The 19,822-nt window shown below is 62.9% G+C and carries 19 protein-coding genes, 1 tRNA gene and 1 pseudogene; 13 read left to right on the forward strand and 8 right to left on the reverse strand.

Features of this window, described 5'->3' with window-relative positions; all coding sequences use genetic code 11:
• Nucleotides 1–124: 124 nt before the first annotated feature.
• Nucleotides 125–1,231, forward strand: a pseudogene (locus B2S33_RS00065) (enoyl-CoA hydratase/isomerase family protein).
• Between the two features lie 33 nt (nucleotides 1,232–1,264).
• Here B2S33_RS00065 and B2S33_RS00070 read toward each other — a convergent pair.
• Nucleotides 1,265–1,675, reverse strand: a complete 411-nt coding sequence (locus tag B2S33_RS00070) for a hypothetical protein (RefSeq protein WP_027914562.1) — start codon at nucleotides 1,673–1,675, stop codon at nucleotides 1,265–1,267.
• Between the two features lie 215 nt (nucleotides 1,676–1,890).
• Here B2S33_RS00070 and B2S33_RS00075 point away from each other — a divergent pair, with 215 nt between their 5' ends.
• The 4 genes from B2S33_RS00075 to B2S33_RS00090 all read left to right on the forward strand — a co-directional run bounded on the left by B2S33_RS00075 (nucleotide 1,891) and on the right by B2S33_RS00090 (nucleotide 4,456).
• The gene (locus B2S33_RS00075; RefSeq protein ID WP_027914561.1) at nucleotides 1,891–3,363 is read left to right on the forward strand and encodes a sensor domain-containing diguanylate cyclase; all 1,473 of its coding nucleotides are present in this window, start codon (nucleotides 1,891–1,893) and stop codon (nucleotides 3,361–3,363) included.
• Nucleotide 3,364: 1 nt separating this feature from the next.
• Nucleotides 3,365–3,589, forward strand: coding sequence for a cysteine-rich CWC family protein (locus tag B2S33_RS00080; RefSeq protein ID WP_128610793.1), 225 nt, complete (start codon nucleotides 3,365–3,367; stop codon nucleotides 3,587–3,589).
• The gene (locus tag B2S33_RS00085) at nucleotides 3,579–4,271 is read left to right on the forward strand and encodes a pseudouridine synthase (protein WP_128610795.1); all 693 of its coding nucleotides are present in this window, start codon (nucleotides 3,579–3,581) and stop codon (nucleotides 4,269–4,271) included. The genes B2S33_RS00080 and B2S33_RS00085 overlap by 11 nt, the downstream gene beginning before the upstream one ends.
• Nucleotides 4,272–4,382: 111 nt before the next feature.
• Nucleotides 4,383–4,456, forward strand: a tRNA-Gly gene (locus B2S33_RS00090).
• 48 nt (nucleotides 4,457–4,504) lie between these two features.
• Here the strand turns inward: B2S33_RS00090 and B2S33_RS00095 are convergent.
• Nucleotides 4,505–4,939, reverse strand: a complete 435-nt coding sequence (locus B2S33_RS00095; protein ID WP_173645883.1) for a DNA methylase — start codon at nucleotides 4,937–4,939, stop codon at nucleotides 4,505–4,507.
• Nucleotides 4,936–5,160, reverse strand: coding sequence for a DUF2188 domain-containing protein (locus B2S33_RS00100; protein WP_027914557.1), 225 nt, complete (start codon nucleotides 5,158–5,160; stop codon nucleotides 4,936–4,938). The genes B2S33_RS00095 and B2S33_RS00100 overlap by 4 nt, the downstream gene beginning before the upstream one ends.
• 252 nt (nucleotides 5,161–5,412) lie before the next feature.
• Between B2S33_RS00100 and B2S33_RS00105 the strand changes: the two genes are divergently transcribed.
• On the forward strand, nucleotides 5,413–6,423 hold the full coding sequence (locus B2S33_RS00105; protein ID WP_288649422.1) for a DUF4917 family protein: 1,011 nt from the start codon (nucleotides 5,413–5,415) through the stop codon (nucleotides 6,421–6,423).
• Between the two features lie 81 nt (nucleotides 6,424–6,504).
• Here the strand turns inward: B2S33_RS00105 and B2S33_RS00110 are convergent, their stop codons facing one another.
• On the reverse strand, nucleotides 6,505–7,710 hold the full coding sequence (locus tag B2S33_RS00110) for a class I SAM-dependent methyltransferase (RefSeq protein ID WP_288649423.1): 1,206 nt from the start codon (nucleotides 7,708–7,710) through the stop codon (nucleotides 6,505–6,507).
• A gap of 66 nt (nucleotides 7,711–7,776) precedes the next feature.
• On the reverse strand, nucleotides 7,777–8,394 hold the full coding sequence (locus B2S33_RS00115; protein ID WP_288649425.1) for a hypothetical protein: 618 nt from the start codon (nucleotides 8,392–8,394) through the stop codon (nucleotides 7,777–7,779).
• Nucleotides 8,395–8,579: 185 nt separating this feature from the next.
• Between B2S33_RS00115 and bglX the strand changes: the two genes are divergently transcribed.
• From bglX to B2S33_RS00145, 6 genes are all read left to right on the forward strand, one after another.
• Complete coding sequence (gene bglX / locus B2S33_RS00120) at nucleotides 8,580–10,871, forward strand: beta-glucosidase BglX (protein ID WP_288649427.1); 2,292 nt, start codon at nucleotides 8,580–8,582, stop codon at nucleotides 10,869–10,871.
• A 104-nt stretch (nucleotides 10,872–10,975) separates the two neighbouring features.
• The gene (locus B2S33_RS00125) at nucleotides 10,976–12,733 is read left to right on the forward strand and encodes a sensor histidine kinase (protein ID WP_049696481.1); all 1,758 of its coding nucleotides are present in this window, start codon (nucleotides 10,976–10,978) and stop codon (nucleotides 12,731–12,733) included.
• Nucleotides 12,727–14,061, forward strand: coding sequence for a sigma-54-dependent transcriptional regulator (locus B2S33_RS00130; RefSeq protein ID WP_280076569.1), 1,335 nt, complete (start codon nucleotides 12,727–12,729; stop codon nucleotides 14,059–14,061). The genes B2S33_RS00125 and B2S33_RS00130 overlap by 7 nt, the downstream gene beginning before the upstream one ends.
• Nucleotides 14,062–14,303: 242 nt before the next feature.
• Complete coding sequence (locus B2S33_RS00135; RefSeq protein WP_023534430.1) at nucleotides 14,304–15,623, forward strand: MFS transporter; 1,320 nt, start codon at nucleotides 14,304–14,306, stop codon at nucleotides 15,621–15,623.
• A 382-nt stretch (nucleotides 15,624–16,005) separates the two neighbouring features.
• On the forward strand, nucleotides 16,006–16,332 hold the full coding sequence (locus tag B2S33_RS00140) for a hypothetical protein (protein WP_242810148.1): 327 nt from the start codon (nucleotides 16,006–16,008) through the stop codon (nucleotides 16,330–16,332).
• Nucleotides 16,333–16,449: 117 nt separating this feature from the next.
• Nucleotides 16,450–17,055: a flavin reductase family protein gene (locus tag B2S33_RS00145; protein ID WP_206405671.1), complete on the forward strand. Its 606-nt coding sequence runs from the start codon at nucleotides 16,450–16,452 to the stop codon at nucleotides 17,053–17,055.
• Here the strand turns inward: B2S33_RS00145 and B2S33_RS00150 are convergent, their stop codons facing one another.
• Both B2S33_RS00150 and B2S33_RS00155 read right to left on the reverse strand, forming a co-directional pair.
• Nucleotides 17,056–17,289, reverse strand: coding sequence for a hypothetical protein (locus tag B2S33_RS00150; RefSeq protein WP_059184111.1), 234 nt, complete (start codon nucleotides 17,287–17,289; stop codon nucleotides 17,056–17,058).
• Between the two features lie 90 nt (nucleotides 17,290–17,379).
• The gene (locus tag B2S33_RS00155) at nucleotides 17,380–17,673 is read right to left on the reverse strand and encodes an antibiotic biosynthesis monooxygenase family protein (protein ID WP_059183290.1); all 294 of its coding nucleotides are present in this window, start codon (nucleotides 17,671–17,673) and stop codon (nucleotides 17,380–17,382) included.
• A gap of 198 nt (nucleotides 17,674–17,871) precedes the next feature.
• Between B2S33_RS00155 and B2S33_RS00160 the strand changes: the two genes are divergently transcribed.
• Nucleotides 17,872–18,792 carry an AraC family transcriptional regulator gene (locus tag B2S33_RS00160; protein WP_027914547.1) on the forward strand — a complete coding sequence of 307 codons (921 nt, stop codon included), beginning with the start codon at nucleotides 17,872–17,874 and terminating at the stop codon, nucleotides 18,790–18,792.
• A 45-nt stretch (nucleotides 18,793–18,837) separates the two neighbouring features.
• Here the strand turns inward: B2S33_RS00160 and B2S33_RS00165 are convergent, their stop codons facing one another.
• Entirely contained in the window at nucleotides 18,838–19,722 is an 885-nt protein-coding gene (locus B2S33_RS00165) for an MBL fold metallo-hydrolase (protein ID WP_197874304.1), read from the reverse strand.
• Nucleotides 19,723–19,822: the final 100 nt, after the last annotated feature.

A 19,822-nucleotide genomic window follows, 5' to 3' on the forward strand; every position in this document is an offset into this window, starting at 1 on the left:
GGGCTTCCGTAAACAATGGGGCGACACTAGGGGTGACACCGACGCTTGTCAAACGATCCGACCAGTGCCCGGCGGGATCGACCAGGCAGGCCATACTTGAGCGGTGACCTGAATGAGGTAAGCCATGAGCATTCACTGCCAAGTCCTGACAGGCGCCGACGGCGCTCGCCTGGGCATCGTCACCCTCGATGCGCCAAGGGCGCTCAATGCCCTCGACCTGCCAATGATAGAGACGCTGGCCGAGCAGTTGCACAGCTGGGCGCAAGACCCGGGCATCGCCTGTGTGCTGCTGCGTGGCAATGGCGCCAAGGCCTTCTGCGCCGGTGGCGACGTGCGGGCGCTGGCCCAGGCGTGCCGCGAGCAGCCTGGCAGCGTGCCACCGCTGGCCGCGTAGTTCTTTGCCGCCGAATATCGCCTGGACCATGCCCTGCACACTTATCCCAAGCCGCTGCTGTGCTGGGGCCATGGCCATGTGCTGGGCGGCGGCATGGGTTTGCTTCAGGGCGCCAACGTACGCATCGTGACCCCCAGCAGCGTATTGGCCATGCCAGAGATCAGCATTGGTCTGTACCCCGATGTTGGGGCCAGTTGGTACCTGGCCCGCTTGCCGGGCAAGCTGGGGTTGTTCCTGGGGCTCACCGGTGCGCCTGTCAATGCGCGCGATGCGCTGGACCTGGGGCTGGCCGACCGCTTCATGGGCGAAGACCGACAAGCGGCGTTGATCGATGAACTGCTGCAGGTGAACTGGCAGGAGCAGACCGCGCTCCAGCTCAACAGCCTGTTCAGGGCTGAGGAGCATTGTGCCCGCCAAACGCTACCCACAGCCCAGTGGTTGCCGCGCCGCGCGCTCATCGACGCATTGCTCGATGTCACCTGCGCAGGCGCTGCCTGGCGGGCCGTGGCGGGCCTGCGCCAGCACGAGGACCCACTGCTCTCGGCAGCCGCCGAGCGCATGCTGGCGGGCTGCCCGCTGACGGCTCATCTGGTGTGGGAGCAGATCCGTCGGGCCCGGTACTTGTCACTGGCGCAGGTGCTGCAGATGGAGTACGCCATGAGCCTGAACTGCTGTCGCCACCCTGAGTTCAGCGAAGGGGTGCGCGCACGCCTGCTGGACAAGGATCACCAGCCACGCTGGCACTGGCCGGATGTGGACCATGTGCCCGCAGCCGTGGTACAGGCACACTTCCAAGCACCCTGGGAAGGCCATCACCCACTGTCGGACCTGCACTAGCGGCGCGTAAGTGCCAGGGTGCTTGTCACCTGATCAGTGTCCTCGTCCACGCCTGTCACCCCAGCCGCCTTGATGTCGACCTCCATCCTGATAGCGCGGGCCATCGTTGCGGTAGTCGTGCCGGTCACGGTCACGCCTGTAGTCCCAGCGCTGGCGATGACCATAATCGTAGCGCGGGTTGCCGTGCCAGCGGCGCACGTCGGGCGGCGGCAACGGTCGGTAGCCGGGCGGCGCATGGTAACGAGGCACCGGTTGGTAGTAGTAGCGCGGTTGTGGCGCCACCGGATAACGACCGTAGCGGTAATAGCCGGGCGCGTAGCCAGGCGAGACATACCGGTCCGTGACGTAATAGTCGGAGCGGTAGTAGGTCGACCGTCCAGCGTACGGCGCACAGGCGCCAAGCGTCAGCCCGAGCAGGGCCACAAGCAGAATTCGATAGGACATAGGCGGCCTCCCGGACCGCTGAGGTGCCCGCACAGCGAACGCTGCCGAGCGTCGATGCACAACACGTTGATCGACATGGAATCAGACAAGCGCCAACTCGTGCAGTGCCATATTGGTAATAATTTGATACAGCTGCAGCTTCCAAACAAAATCTTGCAGTTATTTAGTGCCCAGAACACTAGAATGTGCGGCCCGGCACACATCATGGGAAGATCATGCCTTCACGCTCCGCTCCGTCATCGCAGCGTTCGTTAATCGCCGCCCTGCTGATGCTGCTGGCCTGCGGTTTCCTCGCCACGTCGCTGCTGAGTTATTTCTCCTCGCGCAGCGCCATACGTGACGGCATCATCAATACCGAACTGCCCCTGACTTCCGACACGGTTTATTCGGAAATCCAGAAAGACCTGATCCGCCCTGTTCTGATCGCATCGATGATGGCCCAGGACACCTTCCTGCGTGACTGGGTGCTGGCCGGTGAGCAGGACGCCCAGCGCATGACCCGCTACCTGGGCGAGGTGACGGGCAAGCAGGACATCTTCACGTCCTTTTTCGTCTCCGAACGCACGCTGACCTACTACCAGGCCAAGGGCGTGCTCAAGCAGGTCCAGCCCCAGGCCTGGCGTGATGCCTGGTACTTCCGCCTGCGCGACCAGGCAGCGCCTTACGAGATCAATGTAGACCTGGACATGGCCAACCAGGACAACCTCACCGTGTTCATCAACTACAAGGTGCACGACTATCAGCAGCGCTTCATCGGCGCTGCGGGGGTAGGGCTGAGCGTTTCGACCGTGGTCAGGATGATCGACCAGTACCAACATCGCTATCAGCGATCCGTGGTCTTCGTCGACGCCCAGGGCAAGGTGTTGATGACAGGCTCGGGTGGTGGCCCGCAGGGCCTGCGCGTCGGCCAGTCGCTGGTCGACAGCCCAGACCTGGGCGGCGTGCTCGCACACCAGCCGGTGCCTGGCGAGGGCAGTCATGAATACCGTGACCTTGCAGGCCACAGCCATTTTCTGAACGTACGCCACTTGCCGGAACTGGACTGGTACCTGCTGGTGGACAAGCGCGAGACCGGGGCGCTGGACCGGATTCGTCATTCGCTGTACCTGAACCTGGCGATCTGCGCCATGATCACCCTCGTGGTGGTGGCCCTGGTGCATGCGATGGTGCGCCGCCACCAGGCCAGCACCGAAGCCCTGGCCACGCTCGACAGCCTGACCGGGCTGCCCAACCGACGCAGCTTCGACCTGCTGGCCGCCCAGGCGCTGCGCGAGGCCCAGCGTGACAACAGTCCGCTGGTGGCGTTGCTGATCGACCTGGACCACTTCAAAGTGCTCAACGACACCTATGGTCACCTGGCAGGCGACGAAGTGCTGCGCCAATTTGCCAATGTCCTGCAAGGCAGCATTCGCCAGTCCGATATACTCTGCCGCTGGGGAGGCGAGGAGTTCATCGTGCTGCTGCGTGAGGCCGATGCTTGCCAGGCGAACGAGGCTGCCGAAAAGATCCGGCGCCGCGCCGAGCAACTGACCTTCAGTTACGAAGACCAGCCGCTGCGCCTGACCACCAGCATCGGGGTCAGCCACCTGAAGTCAGGCGACACGTTGCATACCCTCCTGACCCGCGCCGACGGCGCCCTCTATCGTGCCAAACAGGCTGGCCGCAACCGTGTCTGCACTGAAACCTGATATGAACGACGATAGATACTGCCCCGCCTGCGGTGCCCTTAACCAGTGCACCCTGGCCGACCCTGCCCAGGCCACCCAGGCCTGCTGGTGCTTCAGTGTGCGCATCGACCCGGCCGTGCTGCAGGCCCTGCCTGCCGAACTGCGCGACCGTGCCTGCCTGTGCCCAAGCTGCGCGGGCGTCGAGGCCCAATTGGCATCGCCTGCTGGTTTCACCCATGCGCCTTGATCGTTTTCTTGCCAACCTGCCGACCTGCAACCGCCAGCATGCGCGCCTGATGCTGGCTCAACGTCGCGTGCGCGTCGATGGCCAGGTAACCAGCGACCCGCTGACGGAAGTGCGGGCGTTCAGCCGGGTCGAGCTGGACGATGAGGTGCTGCAGGCGGGCCACCCGCCACGCTACCTGATGCTGCACAAGCCGGCCGGTTGCGTCAGCGCCACCCACGACCCCCAGCATCCGACCGTCATGGACTTGCTGCCCGACGCGCTTGCGCAGGGTCTGCATATTGCCGGGCGCCTGGACTTCAATACTACCGGGCTGATGATCCTGACCAACGATGGCCAGTGGTCCCGGCGGCTGACCCAACCCACCACCAAGCTGCCCAAGCATTACCTGGTCGAAACCCAGGACGAGATCGGCGAGCACTACGTGGCCCGGTTTCAGGAGGGTTTCCACTTTGCTTTCGAAAACCTGACGACACAACCGGCCGACCTGCAGATCCTCGGGCCGCGCCTGGCCCGGCTCGCCATCGTCGAAGGGCGCTATCATCAGGTCAAACGCATGTTCGGGTTCTACGACAATAAGGTGGTCAAGCTGCACCGGGAGCGCATGGGCGCCATCGCGCTGGACCTGGACCTGCCGCCAGGGGAATACCGTGAACTCACGCGCGAGGAAATCGCTGCCGTGTAGGCGAGCCTTAGGCGCATGGAGGGGAGCACGGGAAAACGGAGGGAAATGACGTTTTTTTATAACGCGGGCTTCTAATTTGCCGAACGTTCTGGTAAAAAGTGCAGCTCAGATGCGGGTATAGTTTAGTGGCAAAACGAAAGCTTCCCAAGCTTTAGTTGAGGGTTCGATTCCCTCTACCCGCTCCACCTTCAAGCCAGCGTTCACATGGCTTACGCTTCCTCTACCGCCCATCCTCATTGCGCACGTTGATGCTGCAGTACCGGCGCCGCTTCCCGCATGAAAATCTCGAGCGTCTTGGGCCCCACGCCTTCAAACCTCAGCAGCCAAGCGTTTACGTGCGCCATGTCCACTGCGTCGTCCAGCAGCACGTGGTCCATTTCCGCTTCAAGCCCTTTGCCCAACCGATGCAGCCGCCGGGCCGTGGATTCGTCGTAGCGTGCGTAACCGGCCTGACCCAGCAGCTTCACCAACGTGTGATGCGGGCACCTCGCCAGCTTGCCCGGTGTGTCCAGGCCGTGGGTATCGACCAGTACCTGATAGGCCTGGACCGCGACACTGGCGCGAATGCGCTTGCCGATCAGAAAGCTTGCAAGCAACCACTTGTAGAGGCCGCGCCCATGGCACTGGTGCATGTCGATGCCAAGCAGCGCGGCGCTGATCGGTATCAACCCTTGGTGCGCCGCGGGTCAGCGGCACGTGGGTAGGTGCGCTCTTCCTCGAGGGTGCCATCGGCCTTGTGGATCTTAACCGAGGCGGTCTTGCCCTCAAAGAAGGTGGCCAGCGACCCCACCAGTTCTTGCTTGGTCGCGCTGTGTTTCGAGGCACGCGCAGCACCTGCCTTCTTCAGTTCCCACCCGTCGTTGGCAGGGCTTACATGATAGGTGTCCATGAGGGATCTCCTGTTCAAGTAAAAGACATGACGATCTATGTGTCGGTGTGGCCGATGCTGGCTAGGCACTGCACCGTGACCACTCAATACCTTGGAGGGAATGAAGTCCGCTCGTGTTCACTTTCAATCCTCTGCAGATGCCCTCACCCTCACCAATGCCCCCTACACGGCGCTGCCAGCTCTGGCACGGCGCACTCATGACCTGGGCTTGGCGTGGTAAAGTCTGCCGGATCCCGCTTTACGGACTTCAGCATGCCCGCACTCGACGCCACTCTCCCCGCCTGGTCAGACCTTGCCGACCAGTACCCCTGCGAAACCCTACTGGTCGGCAACGGCGCAAGCCGGGCCTTCTGGAAGCCGTTCGGGTACTTCTCGCTGTATGAGGAGGCGCAACGGGCCGGGCGCAAAAAGGGCTTGGCCATCAGCGATCAGGCCTTGTTCAAGTCGTTGGGCACTGAGCTCTTCGAACCGGTGCTGACCGCCCTCAACACTACGGTGCGCACGAACGCTGCGCTGGCCATCAACTCGACAGCGCCGCTTAACCGCTATTACTCCATCAAGGAGGCGCTGATCCACGCTGTGCGCACCGTGCACATGCCCTGGCCGGCCATGCCCGAAGCCGCCCTGACCACCCTCAACCAGGCCCTGCGCGGCTACCGCAACGTCTATACCAGCAACTATGACCTGCTGCTGGTCTGGGCCGTGCAGCACGACCCGATGGGCTTCGCTGAACTGTTCGACGAGCAGGGTTTTTTCGACGTGCGCCGAACGGCGAGCCAAGGCACACGCGTGCTGCATCTGCACGGTGGCATGCACCTGCTCAAGCTGCCTGACGGCACCACCCGGCAACGCAGTGCAAGCAGCGCTGAAATGCTCGAAGGGTTCGCCGTGAATGTGCCAGGTGAAGTGCCGCTGTTCGTCAACGAAGAGCGCAGCGACGAAAAACTGCGTGCCATCCGGCATTCGGACTACCTCAGCTGGAGCCTCGGCCAGTTGGCCGGTGAACACCAAGGCATGTGCCTGTTCGGCCAGCATCTGGACAGCAACGACCGGCACCTGCTCGAAGCCATTCGCTCAGCCCGGCCCAGCCACCTGGCCATTGCCATACGCCCATTGGGAGAGGCATCGGTCATCAATCAGAAGCGTCATTTCACCAGCCGCTTCGAAGACATGCCGGACACGGCCCTGCACTTCTTCGATGCCCAGACGCATCCGCTGGGGCTGGCAAGCACGACTGTGCAATTGATTGCTCAAGCTGAGTGATCAAGCATGCCTGCAGCATCAGAACGCGCTCATGAGCAGCGAAGCAAGGATGAGCATATCCAAGGCTGGAGCGCATCAGGTTCAAAGCAAACCATCCGCCCGCAGCAACGTTTCAAGGCAATGCGCCTTCACGCCATAGAACGCCTTGAGCTGTTCTATCTTTTCCAGCAAGGCTGACTGATCCGCTGGCTGGCGCCGCTTGACGGCCAGGATCATCTTGTTCTTGTTGGTGTGCTCCAACGATATGAACTCGAACACCTTGGTCTCGTAGCCGCAGGCCTCCAGGTACAGTGCGCGCAGACTGTCGGTGAGCATTTCGGCCTGCTGGCCCAGGTGCAGGCCATATTGCAGCATCGGCTGCAACAGACCTGGGCTGTGCAACTGCGGGCGGATCTGCTTGTGACAGCACGGTGAGCACATGATGATCGCCGCGTTGCAGCGGATGCCGGTATGGATGGCGTAGTCGGTCGCCACGTCGCAGGCGTGCAGGGCGATCATCACCTCGATGGCATCGGGCACCACGCTGCGCACATCCCCGCATTGAAACTCGAGCCCTGGGTGTTCGAGCCGCGCGGCGGCAGCGTTGCACAGCTCGACCATGTCCTGGCGCAGCTCCACCCCCGTTACCTGGGCATCGCGGCCCAGCGTATTGCGCAGGTAATCGTGCATGGCGAAGGTCAGATACCCCTTGCCCGAGCCGAAGTCGGCCACCCGCAAGCGCTGCTCGCTCGACAAGGGCGCATTGGCCAGGGCGTGGTCGAAGACCTCGATGAATTTGTTGATCTGCTTCCACTTGCGCGACATCGACGGGATCAGTGCGCCCTGGCCATCCGTTACGCCAAGGTCACGCAAAAACGGTCGGGCAATGTCCAGGTAGCGCTTTTTCTCGCGGTCATGCTCGTTGCTGCCAACGGTTTCCCGGGGCGCCTGGGCGCCATGACGCTGCAGCATGGGCTTGCCCTTCTTGCTGAAGGTCAATTGCAGCTCACCCTCTGCATCGAACAGGTGAGCGTTGCGAAAATGTTCTGGCAGCAGCTCGGCGATGCATTGCAGAGCATCATCGAGCGGCAGGTTGCGGGTGATATCGCGGGTCTGGTGACGGTAGACCAGGGACAGGTTCGCCTGACCCTTGACCAGCAAGGGCTTGGCGATGATGCGTTGCAGGGTCGGGTCGGTGCCCACAGGCCGCGCCAGGACCAGCTTGACCACAGTGTTGCCCTGCAAGCCGGTGCGAAGCAGGTCGAGAAACTGGACGCGCGCATCCGGTGGAGTAGAAAGGGCAGACATGGGCAAACGGTACCTCCAATAGCGGGGGCCGTATTCTACACCCCCGCGCAGTCGGCCAGGGTTGCGTTAGTCGAGGATTACCAGCGGCTGGGGCAAACGCCTGCACGCAAGCGCGCGTGGCGCCTGCTGGCCAAGGAGAAGGCCGCACGCCTCGACGCACTCGATCATGCCCTGCATGGTTTGCCCTTGGCGAACCTGGCTGGCTAGACGGTCAGTGAGCGCGACCCGCACCGCGTCATCAAGGCAAAGCGCGACCTGCTTGTCCATCAGCAACCGTGCGTACTGCTCGGCCTCGCTGACGAAAATCATGACGCATCCGGCACCTGTAAAGGCCTGAGCGCCAAGGTCGAGAAATTGACGAGTGGCCAGACGCGACGCTCGCCAGCGGCGCCAGGCCCGCGGTACGGTCAAGCGTTCAAGGCGCGGGCTGCGCAACAGCACGCACAGGCCGACGAACAGCAGCACGTTGGCGACGATCAGGCCGCGCACGCTGGGCCAGCCCAGCACCCCGTGCAGCAAGCCTGGCAGCGCCAGCGCCAGCACGGCTGACCAGAATAGTGGGAAATACGCGTAATCATCGGCGCGGCGGGCGAGCACTGCCAGCAACGCGACATCCGTGCGCCGGCCAACACCGGCCATGGCTTCAGCGAGCTGACGCTGGTAGTAGGGTTCAAGCGGGGTCATGCCGTGTTCTCGTGAGCGTTCTTATAGTTGTTTTCCCGGTGTACGGGGCTTCGTCAGCACGCGACGGATTCAGGCATAATCCGCCGCAGGAAGATCTGCGTGCAAATCGTACAACAACAGCCGCCCGAAAACTTCGCCCGTGCGTGTGTCACCGTTGACCGTGCATCGGCCCCCTTACGGAATTCATGATGAAACTGTCTCTGCTGGGCCTGGCCATGGGCCTCGTCAGCCAGGCGGCTGTCGCCGCCACTTCCGCGCCGCCGCTCGAGAACAAACAGGCCTTCATCGACCATCTGATCAGCCAGATGACCGAGGCCGAAAAAATCGGGCAGTTGCGCCTGATCAGCATCAGCCCCGAAATGCCCCGGGAGAAGATCCGCGAGGAGATCGCCGCCGGACGCATCGGAGGCACGTTCAACTCGCGCACGGCACCGGAAAACCGGCCGATGCAGGACGCGGCCATGCGCAGCCGGTTGAAGATCCCGATGTTCTTCGCCTACGACACGGTACATGGCGAGCGCACCATCTTCCCCATCGGCCTGGGCATGGCCGCCACCTGGGACATGGACGCCGTCGCCAAGGTCGGTCGCACGGCGGCCATCGAAGCGGCTGCCGACGCACTGGACATGACCTTCGCGCCGATGGTCGACATCGCCCGGGATCCGCGCTGGGGTCGCACCAGCGAGGGCTTTGGCGAAGACACGTACCTGACGGCGAAGATCGGCCAGGTGATGGTCCGCGCGTTCCAGGGCAGCAGCCCGGCCAACCCGGACAGCATCATGGCCATCGTCAAGCATTTCGCCCTTTACGGCGCGGTGGAAGGCGGGCGTGACTACAACACGGTCGATATGAGCCTGCCGAAGATGTACAACGATTACCTGCCGCCCTACCGCGCTGCGATCGATGCAGGCGCCGGTGGGGTGATGGTTGCGCTGAACTCGATCAACGGCGTGCCGGCCACCTCCAACACCTGGCTGATGAACGACGTGCTGCGCAAGGAGTGGGGGTTCAAGGGCGTTACCATCAGCGATCATGGCGCCATCCAGGAGCTGATCCGCCATGGCGTGGCGCGCGACGGTCGCGAGGCTGCCAAACTCGCGATCAAGGCGGGCATCGACATGAGCATGAACGACACCTTGTACGGCGAAGAGCTACCAGGGTTGCTCAAGGCGGGCGACGTGAGCCAGGCGGAGCTGGATCAGGCCGTACGCGAAGTGCTGGGCGCCAAGTACGACACGGGCCTGTTCAAGAACCCCTACGTGCGCATCGGCGCGGCGCAGAACGACCTCAAGGACTACTACGGCGAGGACCGCCTGCACCGCGACGCCGCGCGCGACGTGGCGCGCCGCAGCCTGGTGCTGCTGGAAAACCGCAAGCAGACACTGCCGCTGAGCAAAGACGCCACCATCGCCCTGGTCGGTCCCCTTGCCGACGCTCCGATCGACATGATGGGCAGCTGGGCGGCCGACGGGCGGCCCAACCAATCGGTCACGGTGCGCGAAGGGCTGCGCCGCGCCATCGAGGGCAAGGGCAAGCTGGTCTACGCCAAGGGCTCTAACGTCACCGGTGACAAGGCCATTCTCGACTACCTGAACTTCCTCAACTTCGATGCGCCGGAAATCGTCGACGACCCTCGACCACCTGCAGTGCTCATCGACGAAGCGGTCAAGGCCGCGCAGCAGGCGGATGTGGTCGTGGCCGTGGTCGGCGAATCGCGCGGCATGTCCCATGAATCTTCCAGCCGCACCACGCTGCAGGTGCCGGCCAACCAGCGCGCGTTGATCGAGGCCTTGAAGGCCACCGGTAAACCGCTGGTACTGGTACTGATGAATGGCCGGCCGCTGTCCATCGGCTGGGAGCGCGAGCAGGCCGACGCCCTGCTCGAAACCTGGTTCGCCGGTACCGAAGGCGGTAACGCCATCGCCGACGTGCTGTTCGGCGACTACAACCCCTCCGGCAAGCTACCGATCACGTTCCCACGTTCGGTCGGGCAGATTCCTATGTACTACAACCACACCCGTATCGGTCGTCCGTTCACGCCTGGCAAACCCGGCAACTACACCTCGCAGTACTTCGAAGAACCCAATGGGCCGCTGTATCCTTTCGGCTACGGCCTGAGCTACAGCACGTTCGAACTGTCGGGGCTCGCGCTTTCAGGCAACAAGCTCAAGCGCGGGGACACGTTGCAAGCCAGCGTCGTGGTGCGCAATACCGGCAAGGTGGCCGGCGAGACGGTGGTGCAACTGTACGTGCAAGATGTGTCCGCCTCGATGAGTCGCCCGGTCAAGGAGTTGAAGAACTTCCAGAAGCTCATGCTCAAGCCCGGCGAAACACGGACCGTGACCTTCAGCATCAGCGAAGAAGACTTGAAGTTCTACAATGGCCAGCTGCAGCGCGTTGCCGAGCCCGGGACCTTCAACGTCCAGGTGGGCCTGGATTCCGAGGCGGTGCAACAGCAGGGCTTTGAACTGCTGTAAGTGTCGACCCTTGACGGCCATTTCGCGGACAGACCGGAGCGGCGGTGCAGCGCTCCGGTTCCGCCAAAGCGGGCCCCTTCCCCACCCATGCGGATCTGCTCCCAATGCCTTTTTCCTTTCGCGCCCTGCGTCTGGGCCTGATCACCCTGGTGATCGTGCTGGGTACCGTGCTTTGTGCCAGTTGGGCCATGCACCAGGCCAAACGCCAGGCCATGGAGGCGGACGCCCGCCGGGCCAGCCAGCAACTGGGGCTGTACGCCAATGCCTTGCACACCCTCATCGACCGCTATCGGGCCCTGCCAGCGGTGCTGGCCCTGGACCCGGAACTGATCGACGCGTTGCGCGGCCCGGTCCAGGAGCAAACGCAGGCTGCCCTGAACCGCAAACTCGAGCGCATCAACGGTGCAGCCAACTCCTCCACCCTCGAACTGCTCGACCGCAACGGGCTGGCCGTGGCGGCCAGCAACTGGCGGCTGCCAACCAGTTACGTGGGCTCCAACTACGGCTTTCGCCCTTATTTCAAGCAAACCCGTAGCCTGGGTAACGGCCGCTTCTATGCCGTTGGCGTGACCAGCGGGGTGCCTGGCTACTTTCTGTCCAGCGCGGTGAATGACGAACAGGGCCGTTTTCTCGGCGCCATGGTGGTCAAGCTGGAATTTCCCGAGCTCGAGCGAGAATGGCGCCAGGGCAGCGACATCCTGCTGGTCAGCGATGCCCGTGGCATTACCTTCATCGCCAACCAGGACGGCTGGCGCTACCGGGAATTGCGCCCGCTGGACGGCGCCGACCGGGCCGAACTGGCGCAGACCCGCCAGTACGACAAACACCCGCTGATACCGCTGATGCACCAGGTGCTGACGCGTTTCGCTGAAAACAGCACACTCAGCCGGGTGCAGGCACCGCAAGGCGAGACCGAGTTCCTGTGGGAAAGCCTGCCGCTGGAAAGCGAGCAATGGACCCTGCACCTGCTGCGCAGGCCCCAGGTCGGTACCGACGCGCGCAATGCTGGCCTGGGTGCTGCAGCGGTATGGTTGAGCCTGGTATTCGCTGCTTTGCTGGTCAGCCAGCGCCTGCGCCTGTCGCGCCTGCGCCAACGCAGCCGCGAGGAGCTCGAGCGCCAGGTCGAGGAGCGCACCCGCGAGCTGCGCACGGCTCAGGAAGGCCTGGTGCAAACGGCCAAGCTGGCTGCCCTGGGGCAGATGTCCGCTGCCATGGCGCACGAAATCAACCAGCCCCTCACGACCCAGCGCATGCAGCTTGAAACCCTGAAACTGCTGCTGGACCACGGGCGTTACGACGAGGCTCGCCAGGCCCTGGAGCCGCTGGAGCAGATGTTGACGCGCATGGCGTCGCTGACCGGGCACTTGAAGACGTTTGCCCGTAACAGCCCCGGTGGCTTGCGCGAGCGCCTGGACTTGGCCGGCGTGGTCGACCAGGCGCTGGATTTGTTGCAGGCACGCCTGCATGCCCTGGACGTGCAGTTGGCCCTGTACCTGGCGCGTCCGGCGTGGGTGCGCGGCGACGCCATCCGCTTGGAACAGGTGTTGATCAACCTGCTGAGCAACGCGTTGGACGCCATGGCAGACAAGCGCTACCGGCGCCTGGAAATCCGCATCGAGCCCGATGCGCAGCACTGGCGCTTGAGCGTGCTCGATTCGGGGGGCGGCATCGCGGCCGAGGATCTGCCCAGGATCTTCGACCCCTTCTTCACCACCAAGCCCGTAGGGGACGGCCTGGGCTTGGGCCTGGCGATCTCCTATGGCATCGTGCACGACGCCGGTGGGCAGCTGCTGGCCGAAAACGTACCGGGCGGCGCGCGCCTGAGCATCACCTTGCCTCGCGATCAGGAGCCTGCATGTTGAACTCAGTGATGGTCATAGACGATGAAGCCAGTATCCGTACGGCAGTCGAGCAATGGCTGAGCCTGTCGGGCTTCGAGGTCCAGGTCTTTGCCCGTGCCGATGACGGCCTGGTGCACATTGGCCGGGACTATCCAGGCGTGATCATCAGCGATGTGCGCATGCCTGGCATGGACGGCCTGCAACTGCTCGAACGGCTGCAGGCCGACGATCCGGACCTGCCTGTGATCCTGCTCACCGGTCACGGTGACGTGCCCATGGCGGTCGAGGCCATGCGCAGCGGCGCCTACGATTTCCTGGAAAAGCCCTTCACCCCCCAGCACCTGCTCGGCAGCCTTCGCCGGGCGTTGGAAAAACGCCAATTGGTGCTGGAAAATCGACGCCTGCATCAGCAGGCCGACCTCAGGACGCGCCTTGAAACCACGCTGCTTGGGGTATCACCGGGCATGCAGCAGTTGCGCCGCCAGGTACTGGATTTGGCCGCGTTGCCGGTGAACGTGCTGATTCGCGGCGAAACCGGCAGCGGCAAGGAGCAGGTCGCCCGCTGCCTGCACGACTTTGGCCCACGCGCCAGCAAACCTTTCGTTGCGCTCAACTGCGCGGCCATTCCCGAAGCCTTGTTCGAGGCCGAGCTGTTCGGCCATGAAAGCGGCGCGTTCACCGGCGCCCAGGGCAAACGCATCGGCAGGCTGGAATATGCCGATGGTGGCACGGTCTTTCTCGATGAAATCGAAAGCATGCCCCTGGCGCAACAGGCCAAGTTGCTGCGGGTGATCCAGGACCAGAAGATCGAGCGCCTGGGTGCGAATCAGAGCATCCGCGTAGACCTGCGCATCATTGCCGCCACCAAGCCCGACCTGTTCGACGAAGCCCGGGCCGGACGTTTTCGCGAGGACCTGGCCTACCGCCTGAACGTTGCAGAGCTGCGCCTGCCGCCCCTGCGGGAACGGCGGGAAGACATCGTCCTGTTGTTCGAGCATTTCGCACAGGCAGCCGCGTCCCGGATTGGCCGTACGGCCCTGCCGCAGTCGGGCCTGCAGTTGGCTCAACTGCTGACCCATGATTGGCCAGGCAATGTGCGTGAACTGGCCAACGCGGCGGAGCGCCACGTGCTGGGACTTGGTTCGCCCATGCCAGAACAGGCGCCTGCCGGGCAGTCGTTGGCTGAGCGCGTGGAAGCATTCGAGGCGCAGTGCCTGCGTGCTTCACTGCGCCAACATGCCGGTGAGATCAAGGCGGTGATGCAGGACCTGCAAATGCCCCGCCGTACCTTGAACGAGAAAATGCAGCGTCATGGGCTGGTTCGGGACGCATTCGTCAACGCACCGTAAGCGGAAACTCGCCGACGTCTACGCCCTAATGAGCGGGATCTTGCCTATGCAGGTGAACTGGCCTGCCGCGGATCTCTCCCACAGTGCGTCGCGCGTTCGGCGCAACGCCATGATTCATACGGGTTTCACACAAGCGCGCACCTTAACGAAGCAATCGCGCCTCTTTTTGGCACACCTTCTGCAAAAGCTACTGCAAGCTGCGCCCTGCGCGCTTTCACAACAACAATGAGAAGGTGTCCCTGATGGATAACGCTACCTCCCTGCCTACCGGGGCGGCCGCAACGCCTGCCGCGCCAAGAACCACTGCCAGTCGCCTCAAGTCGATCTTCAGCGGTTCGATCGGCAACATGGTCGAATGGTACGACTGGTACGTCTATGCAGCGTTCTCGCTGTATTTCGCCAAGGCTTTCTTCCCGGCCGGCGATTCCACCGCTCAACTGCTCAACACCGCCGCCATCTTTGCGGTGGGCTTTTTGATGCGCCCGATCGGTGGCTGGCTGATGGGCATGTACGCCGATCGCAAGGGCCGCAAGGCTGCACTGATGGCCTCGGTGCTGCTGATGTGCGCAGGCTCGCTGGTGATCGCCCTCACCCCCGGCTATGAAACCATCGGTGTGGCAGCGCCGGTCCTGCTGGTGGTCGCTCGCTTGATGCAAGGGTTGTCGGTGGGCGGTGAGTACGGCACCTCGGCCACCTACCTGAGCGAAATGGCCAGCAAGGAGCGTCGAGGCTTCTTCTCCAGCTTCCAGTACGTGACGCTGATTTCGGGCCAGCTCATCGCCCTGGCGGTACTGATCGTTCTGCAACAGACCCTGACCACCGAGCAGTTGTACGCGTGGGGCTGGCGTGTGCCGTTCGTGATCGGTGCCCTGTGTGCGGTGGTGGCCCTCTACCTGCGACGGGGCATGGAAGAAACCGCGTCGTTCACCAAGAAGGAGAAAGCCAAGGAAAGCCTGATGCGCACCTTGATGCGCCACCCCAAGGAACTGCTGACCGTGGTCGGCCTGACCATGGGCGGTACCCTGGCCTTCTACACCTACACCACCTACATGCAGAAATACCTGGTCAACACAGTCGGGATGAGCATCAGCGATTCGACCACCATCTCGGCCGCGACGCTGTTCCTGTTCATGTGCCTGCAACCCCTGGTGGGTGGGCTGTCGGACAAGATCGGCCGGCGCCCTATCCTGATTGCCTTCGGGGTGCTCGGTACGCTGTTCACGGTGCCGATCCTCAGCACCCTGCACACCATCCAGACCTGGTGGGGCGCGTTCTTCCTGATCATGGCCGCGTTGATCATCGTCAGCGGCTACACCTCGATCAACGCGGTGGTGAAGGCTGAGCTGTTCCCCACCGAAATCCGCGCCCTGGGCGTTGGCCTGCCCTACGCCCTGACCGTGTCCATCTTCGGCGGTACGGCCGAATACGTGGCCTTGTGGTTCAAGAGCGCCGGCATGGAAAGCGGCTTCTACTGGTACGTCACAGGCTGCATCGCCTGCTCGCTGTTGGTGTACGCCACCATGAAGGACACCAAGCAGCATTCGCGGATCACCACCGACTAAGCCCATCCCACGCTTAGCACTGCTTCGGGCGCCTAGAGGGCGCCCGATTTCGTTTGGCCACGCCGGGCCTCGTCGGATCATCCAGGCGCCAGCCCTCCTCTGCAGGCCCAGCTTGCACCTTCCCTTCCCGCACTGGCACGACGTTCGTCCGACGCGCTTGGCTTAATGGCCCATTAATCACACTCCGGCACATTACCCCATCAGCAAAAGCGCCAGTACCTGCGCCTCGAAACTCCCCGGGCTGCCTGCGTTCCAGCCCAGGTGCGCGCTCCAATCAATCGGATAAATAGATTATTAAGCACGATTTTTAGCGCTTTTTAATCGCATTAATCGGCGTAGCATTCATTTTATCGAAACGACACACCTACTCTGGAGCATCCCCATGAAAAGCAAATTCATCCTGACCCTCGCTCTTTTCGCATTTGCCGCAGGCGCATCTGCCGAAGATGGATTCGATCGCACCCATGCGCATACCTTCGCAGCGGCGCCTGCTCAGGCCACCGGCTATGCCGAGGACGGCTTTGACCGCACAGGTGGTCAGCGCTTCGCAGAAGACGGTTTTGACCGCACCGGTGGCCAGCGCTTCGCCGAAGACGGTTTCGACCGCACCGGTGCCCAGCGCTTCGCCGAAGATGGTTTCGACCGCACCGGTGGCCAGCGCTTCGCCGAAGACGGTTTCGACCGCACCAACGCCCATGGCATTAGCTGATAGTAGCCATGCGCACTCAGCCCGGCTTTCGCCGGGCTCCAGCATTCCCAGTTGGCTTCAGGCTTGGCACACTGGTCGCCTCTCAAACCAGGAGGTGGGCCGGCAAGCCCAGCGCAGATGTATTACTACGAACCCGCCAAAGGCCATGGCCTACCCCATGATCCATTCAACGCCATCGTCGGCCCTCGCCCGATCGGCTGGATATCTTCGCAGGACCAGCAAGGCCATTTGAATCTCGCGCCTTACAGCTTCTTCAACGCCTTCAACTACATTCCACCGATCATCGGTTTCTGCAGCGTCGGGCGCAAAGACAGCCTGAACAATATCGAGCAAACCGGTGAATTCGTCTGGAACCTGGCCACCCGCCCCCTGGCCGAGCAGATGAACCTGAGCTGCTCGGCGGTATCGCCTGAGGTGAACGAGTTCGAACTCAGCGGCCTGACGGCCACGCCGTCGAGCGTGGTACAGGTGCCACGGGTAGGGGAAACCCCTGTGGCGTTCGAATGCAAGGTGACGCAGATCGTGCAACTGCAGCGCGCCGACCAGGCGTTGGTACCGAGCTGGTTGATCCTGGGCGAAGTGGTGGCGGTGCACATCGCCGAGCGCCTGCTCAAGGACGGCATCTATGATACCGCAGCGGCCGAGCCTATCCTGCGTGGCGGTGGCCCGGCGGACTATTTCGAGCTGGGCAACCTGTTCAAGATGCCCAGGCCCAAAGCCTGATCACCAGATCAGCTCACCCGCCTCGCCGACACCTTGCAGGCGTTGCAATTCGCCCGTGGCCGCCTCGTCGGCAGCCACGGCGCCCTTGAACACTTGCCCATCGAGCACCTTGTGAAAGCGCGGTGCACCGCCCATGCCCATGGCCTTGACGGCAATGGCTGCGTGGTAGCCACCGCCTTCGGCCGGCACCATTGCCGACACGGCTTCGAACTGGGGAAACTCTCTACGTGCCATCTTTGCCATACGCCTCGTGGGTGAAACCTGGATGGTACCCACTGGCTCGATGATGCGGCAATCACTGGCCTGTGCGCTCGTAAGGCAGGCTCAACCAAACGTGTGCAGATCCAGACTGCTCACCACCTGGGACTGCACCAACTCGCCGAACACATTCAGCGTTGGCGAAGCGAAGTAACCATTCATCGCCTGCTGATCCTGCCAGCTACCGCTCAATAACCACAGGTCGTCATCAGCCTGCGAGCGTTGCACCGAAAAACTCAGGCAACCCGGGGTGTGCAGCGACGGCACCAACAGGTCGCGCAAGCGTGCGCCCAGTTCGGCCGAGCGCCCGCTGCTGGCGCGAATCAAGGCAAGGTGGGTGACCGGTTGTTGTAGCCTCATTGCACACTCTCCCTGAAGCAGCCATCGAATACCTGGCTTGCAAGGCTAGGGCCTGGGCGCGTTTGCGCGTTAGGCCATTACTGCACACCGATTGCCTGATTCTGCATCGCGGCAGGATCAGGCAATCGATCTGCAGTATTCGACTAGCTTCGGCGGTTGCCCAAACCTATTCTGCGTCGGTCAGCAGAGGAAAGCCCCATGTCCATCGCCCCGTCCCTTGATCCGCACCTGGAGGTCCAGCGCCAGGAGTTGGCCGACTTGATCGCTCGCCATGCAGGCGACCCTTATGGGCCGGCCTCGGCCATCGACAACCTGTTCCTGGTGCGCTACACCGAGAACATTCGCTCGGTACCTACCCTGGCGCAACCTGCGCTGTGCATTCTGGCCCAGGGCAGCAAAAGCCTGTTCCTCGGGGACGAACAGTACGCCTACGACCCGCTGCACTACATGGTGGTTTCGGTCACCTTGCCGCTGAGCGCGGTCAAGCTCGACGCCAGCCCGCAGCGCCCGAGCCTGGGGTTGCGCATGGACCTGGACCCTGCCGAGATCAGCCAGCTGATCGCCGACAGCGGTCCGATGCTGGTACCCAATCGCCCGTATGGGCGCGGCCTGTACGTGGAAAAAACTGACAGCGCGCTGCTCGATGCCTTGCTGCGCCTGCTCCGCCTGCTCGACACGCCACGCGACATCGCCATGCTGGCACCGCTGGTGCGCAGGGAGATTCTCTACCGCCTGCTGCGCGGCCCGCAGGGCTACCGGCTGTACGAAATTGCCTTGGCCAACAGCCAAACCCACCGCGTGTGCCAGGCCATCAGCTGGCTCAACGACAACTATCAGCGGCCACTGCGCATCGAGGACCTGGCCCGCGAGGTCAACCTCAGCGTTTCCACCCTGCACCATCGCTTCAAGGCGGTGACTTCGATGAGCCCGCTGCAGTACCAGAAGCAACTGCGCTTGCAAGAAGCCCGGCGGCTGATGCTCAACGATGGCCTTGAGGCCGCCGTGGCGGCCTATCGAGTGGGCTACGAGAGCCCTTCGCAATTCAGCCGTGAGTACAGCCGGCTCTACGGCGCACCGCCTATTCGTGACATGGCCCGGCTGCGGTCCAGCGCGGTATAGCAAGACCGAGATCACCGCAGCGCTGCATTGCATACGCGCGCACCGTCACTGGAGGGGCCACTGCATCTCGCCCTTGGCCACCTTGGCGCTGAGCGCCAGCGCACTCTCATCGCCCAACCCCGGATAGCGTCGTTTCATGGCCTCGACCAGCGCAGCCGCATCGTTTGCTGCGCGCGCCTGCGCCTCGAAGGTGCGGATGTAATCGGCGGTAAAGCCAACGGACTGCGGTGAGTAATCACTGGCACCGACGAAGTGCCCGGGCACCACGGTTTGCGGCGCAAGCGCCTGGATGTCCGCCAGGGTTTGCAGCCAATGGGCACGCGAGGACGCCGATTGTGTGTCGGCCATCCACACATGAATGTTCTGCGAAACCACGACCCCGCCAACCACTGCCTTGATCGAAGGTATCCAGACAAAGCTGCGGTCCGGCTGCGGTCCTTCAAGGCCACGCACCTCCAGCACCTGGTCCTCGAGCAGCAGGCGGTTGCCTGTCAACACCTTGGGCAGCACCAGCCGCTCAGGTTTTTGCGCCCCCATTTCAGGCCCCCAGTACGCCAGTTTGGCCTCCATGGTGTTGCGGATGTGTTCGACCGTGGCGACCGAAGCCAACACCTCGGCGTCAGGGAACGCCTGGGTCAAGGTTGCCAGGCCGAAGTAATAATCGGGGTCACCCTGGCTGATGTAGATCGTCGTCAAGCGCTTGCCACTCGCACGGATACGCTGCACCAGTTGCCGGGCGTGATCAGTGCCAAATTGTGCATCGATCAACACGGCGTCACGCTGGCCGCTCACGATCACCGAGCTGACCGCAAACGGCGCATCGGCGCCAGGGTTGTACACGTCCAATTGCAAGGGAGCGGCGGCCAGCAGTGGGGCGGCACAGGCCAGGCATCCGAGCACCAGGCCACGCAAGGGAGAAAGGAGTGTCATCGCAGGCATCCGTCAGAGTGGAAATGCCTGCAGCTTAAGGGGCGACACCCTGCAGAAAAATGCCATGCTTGCACATGGTTTGTTTCTGAAATCGGGCAAA

It is taken from the genome of Pseudomonas sp. UBA5568 (assembly GCF_002425525.1).
Classification (GTDB): Bacteria; Pseudomonadota; Gammaproteobacteria; order Pseudomonadales; family Pseudomonadaceae; genus Aquipseudomonas; species Aquipseudomonas fulva.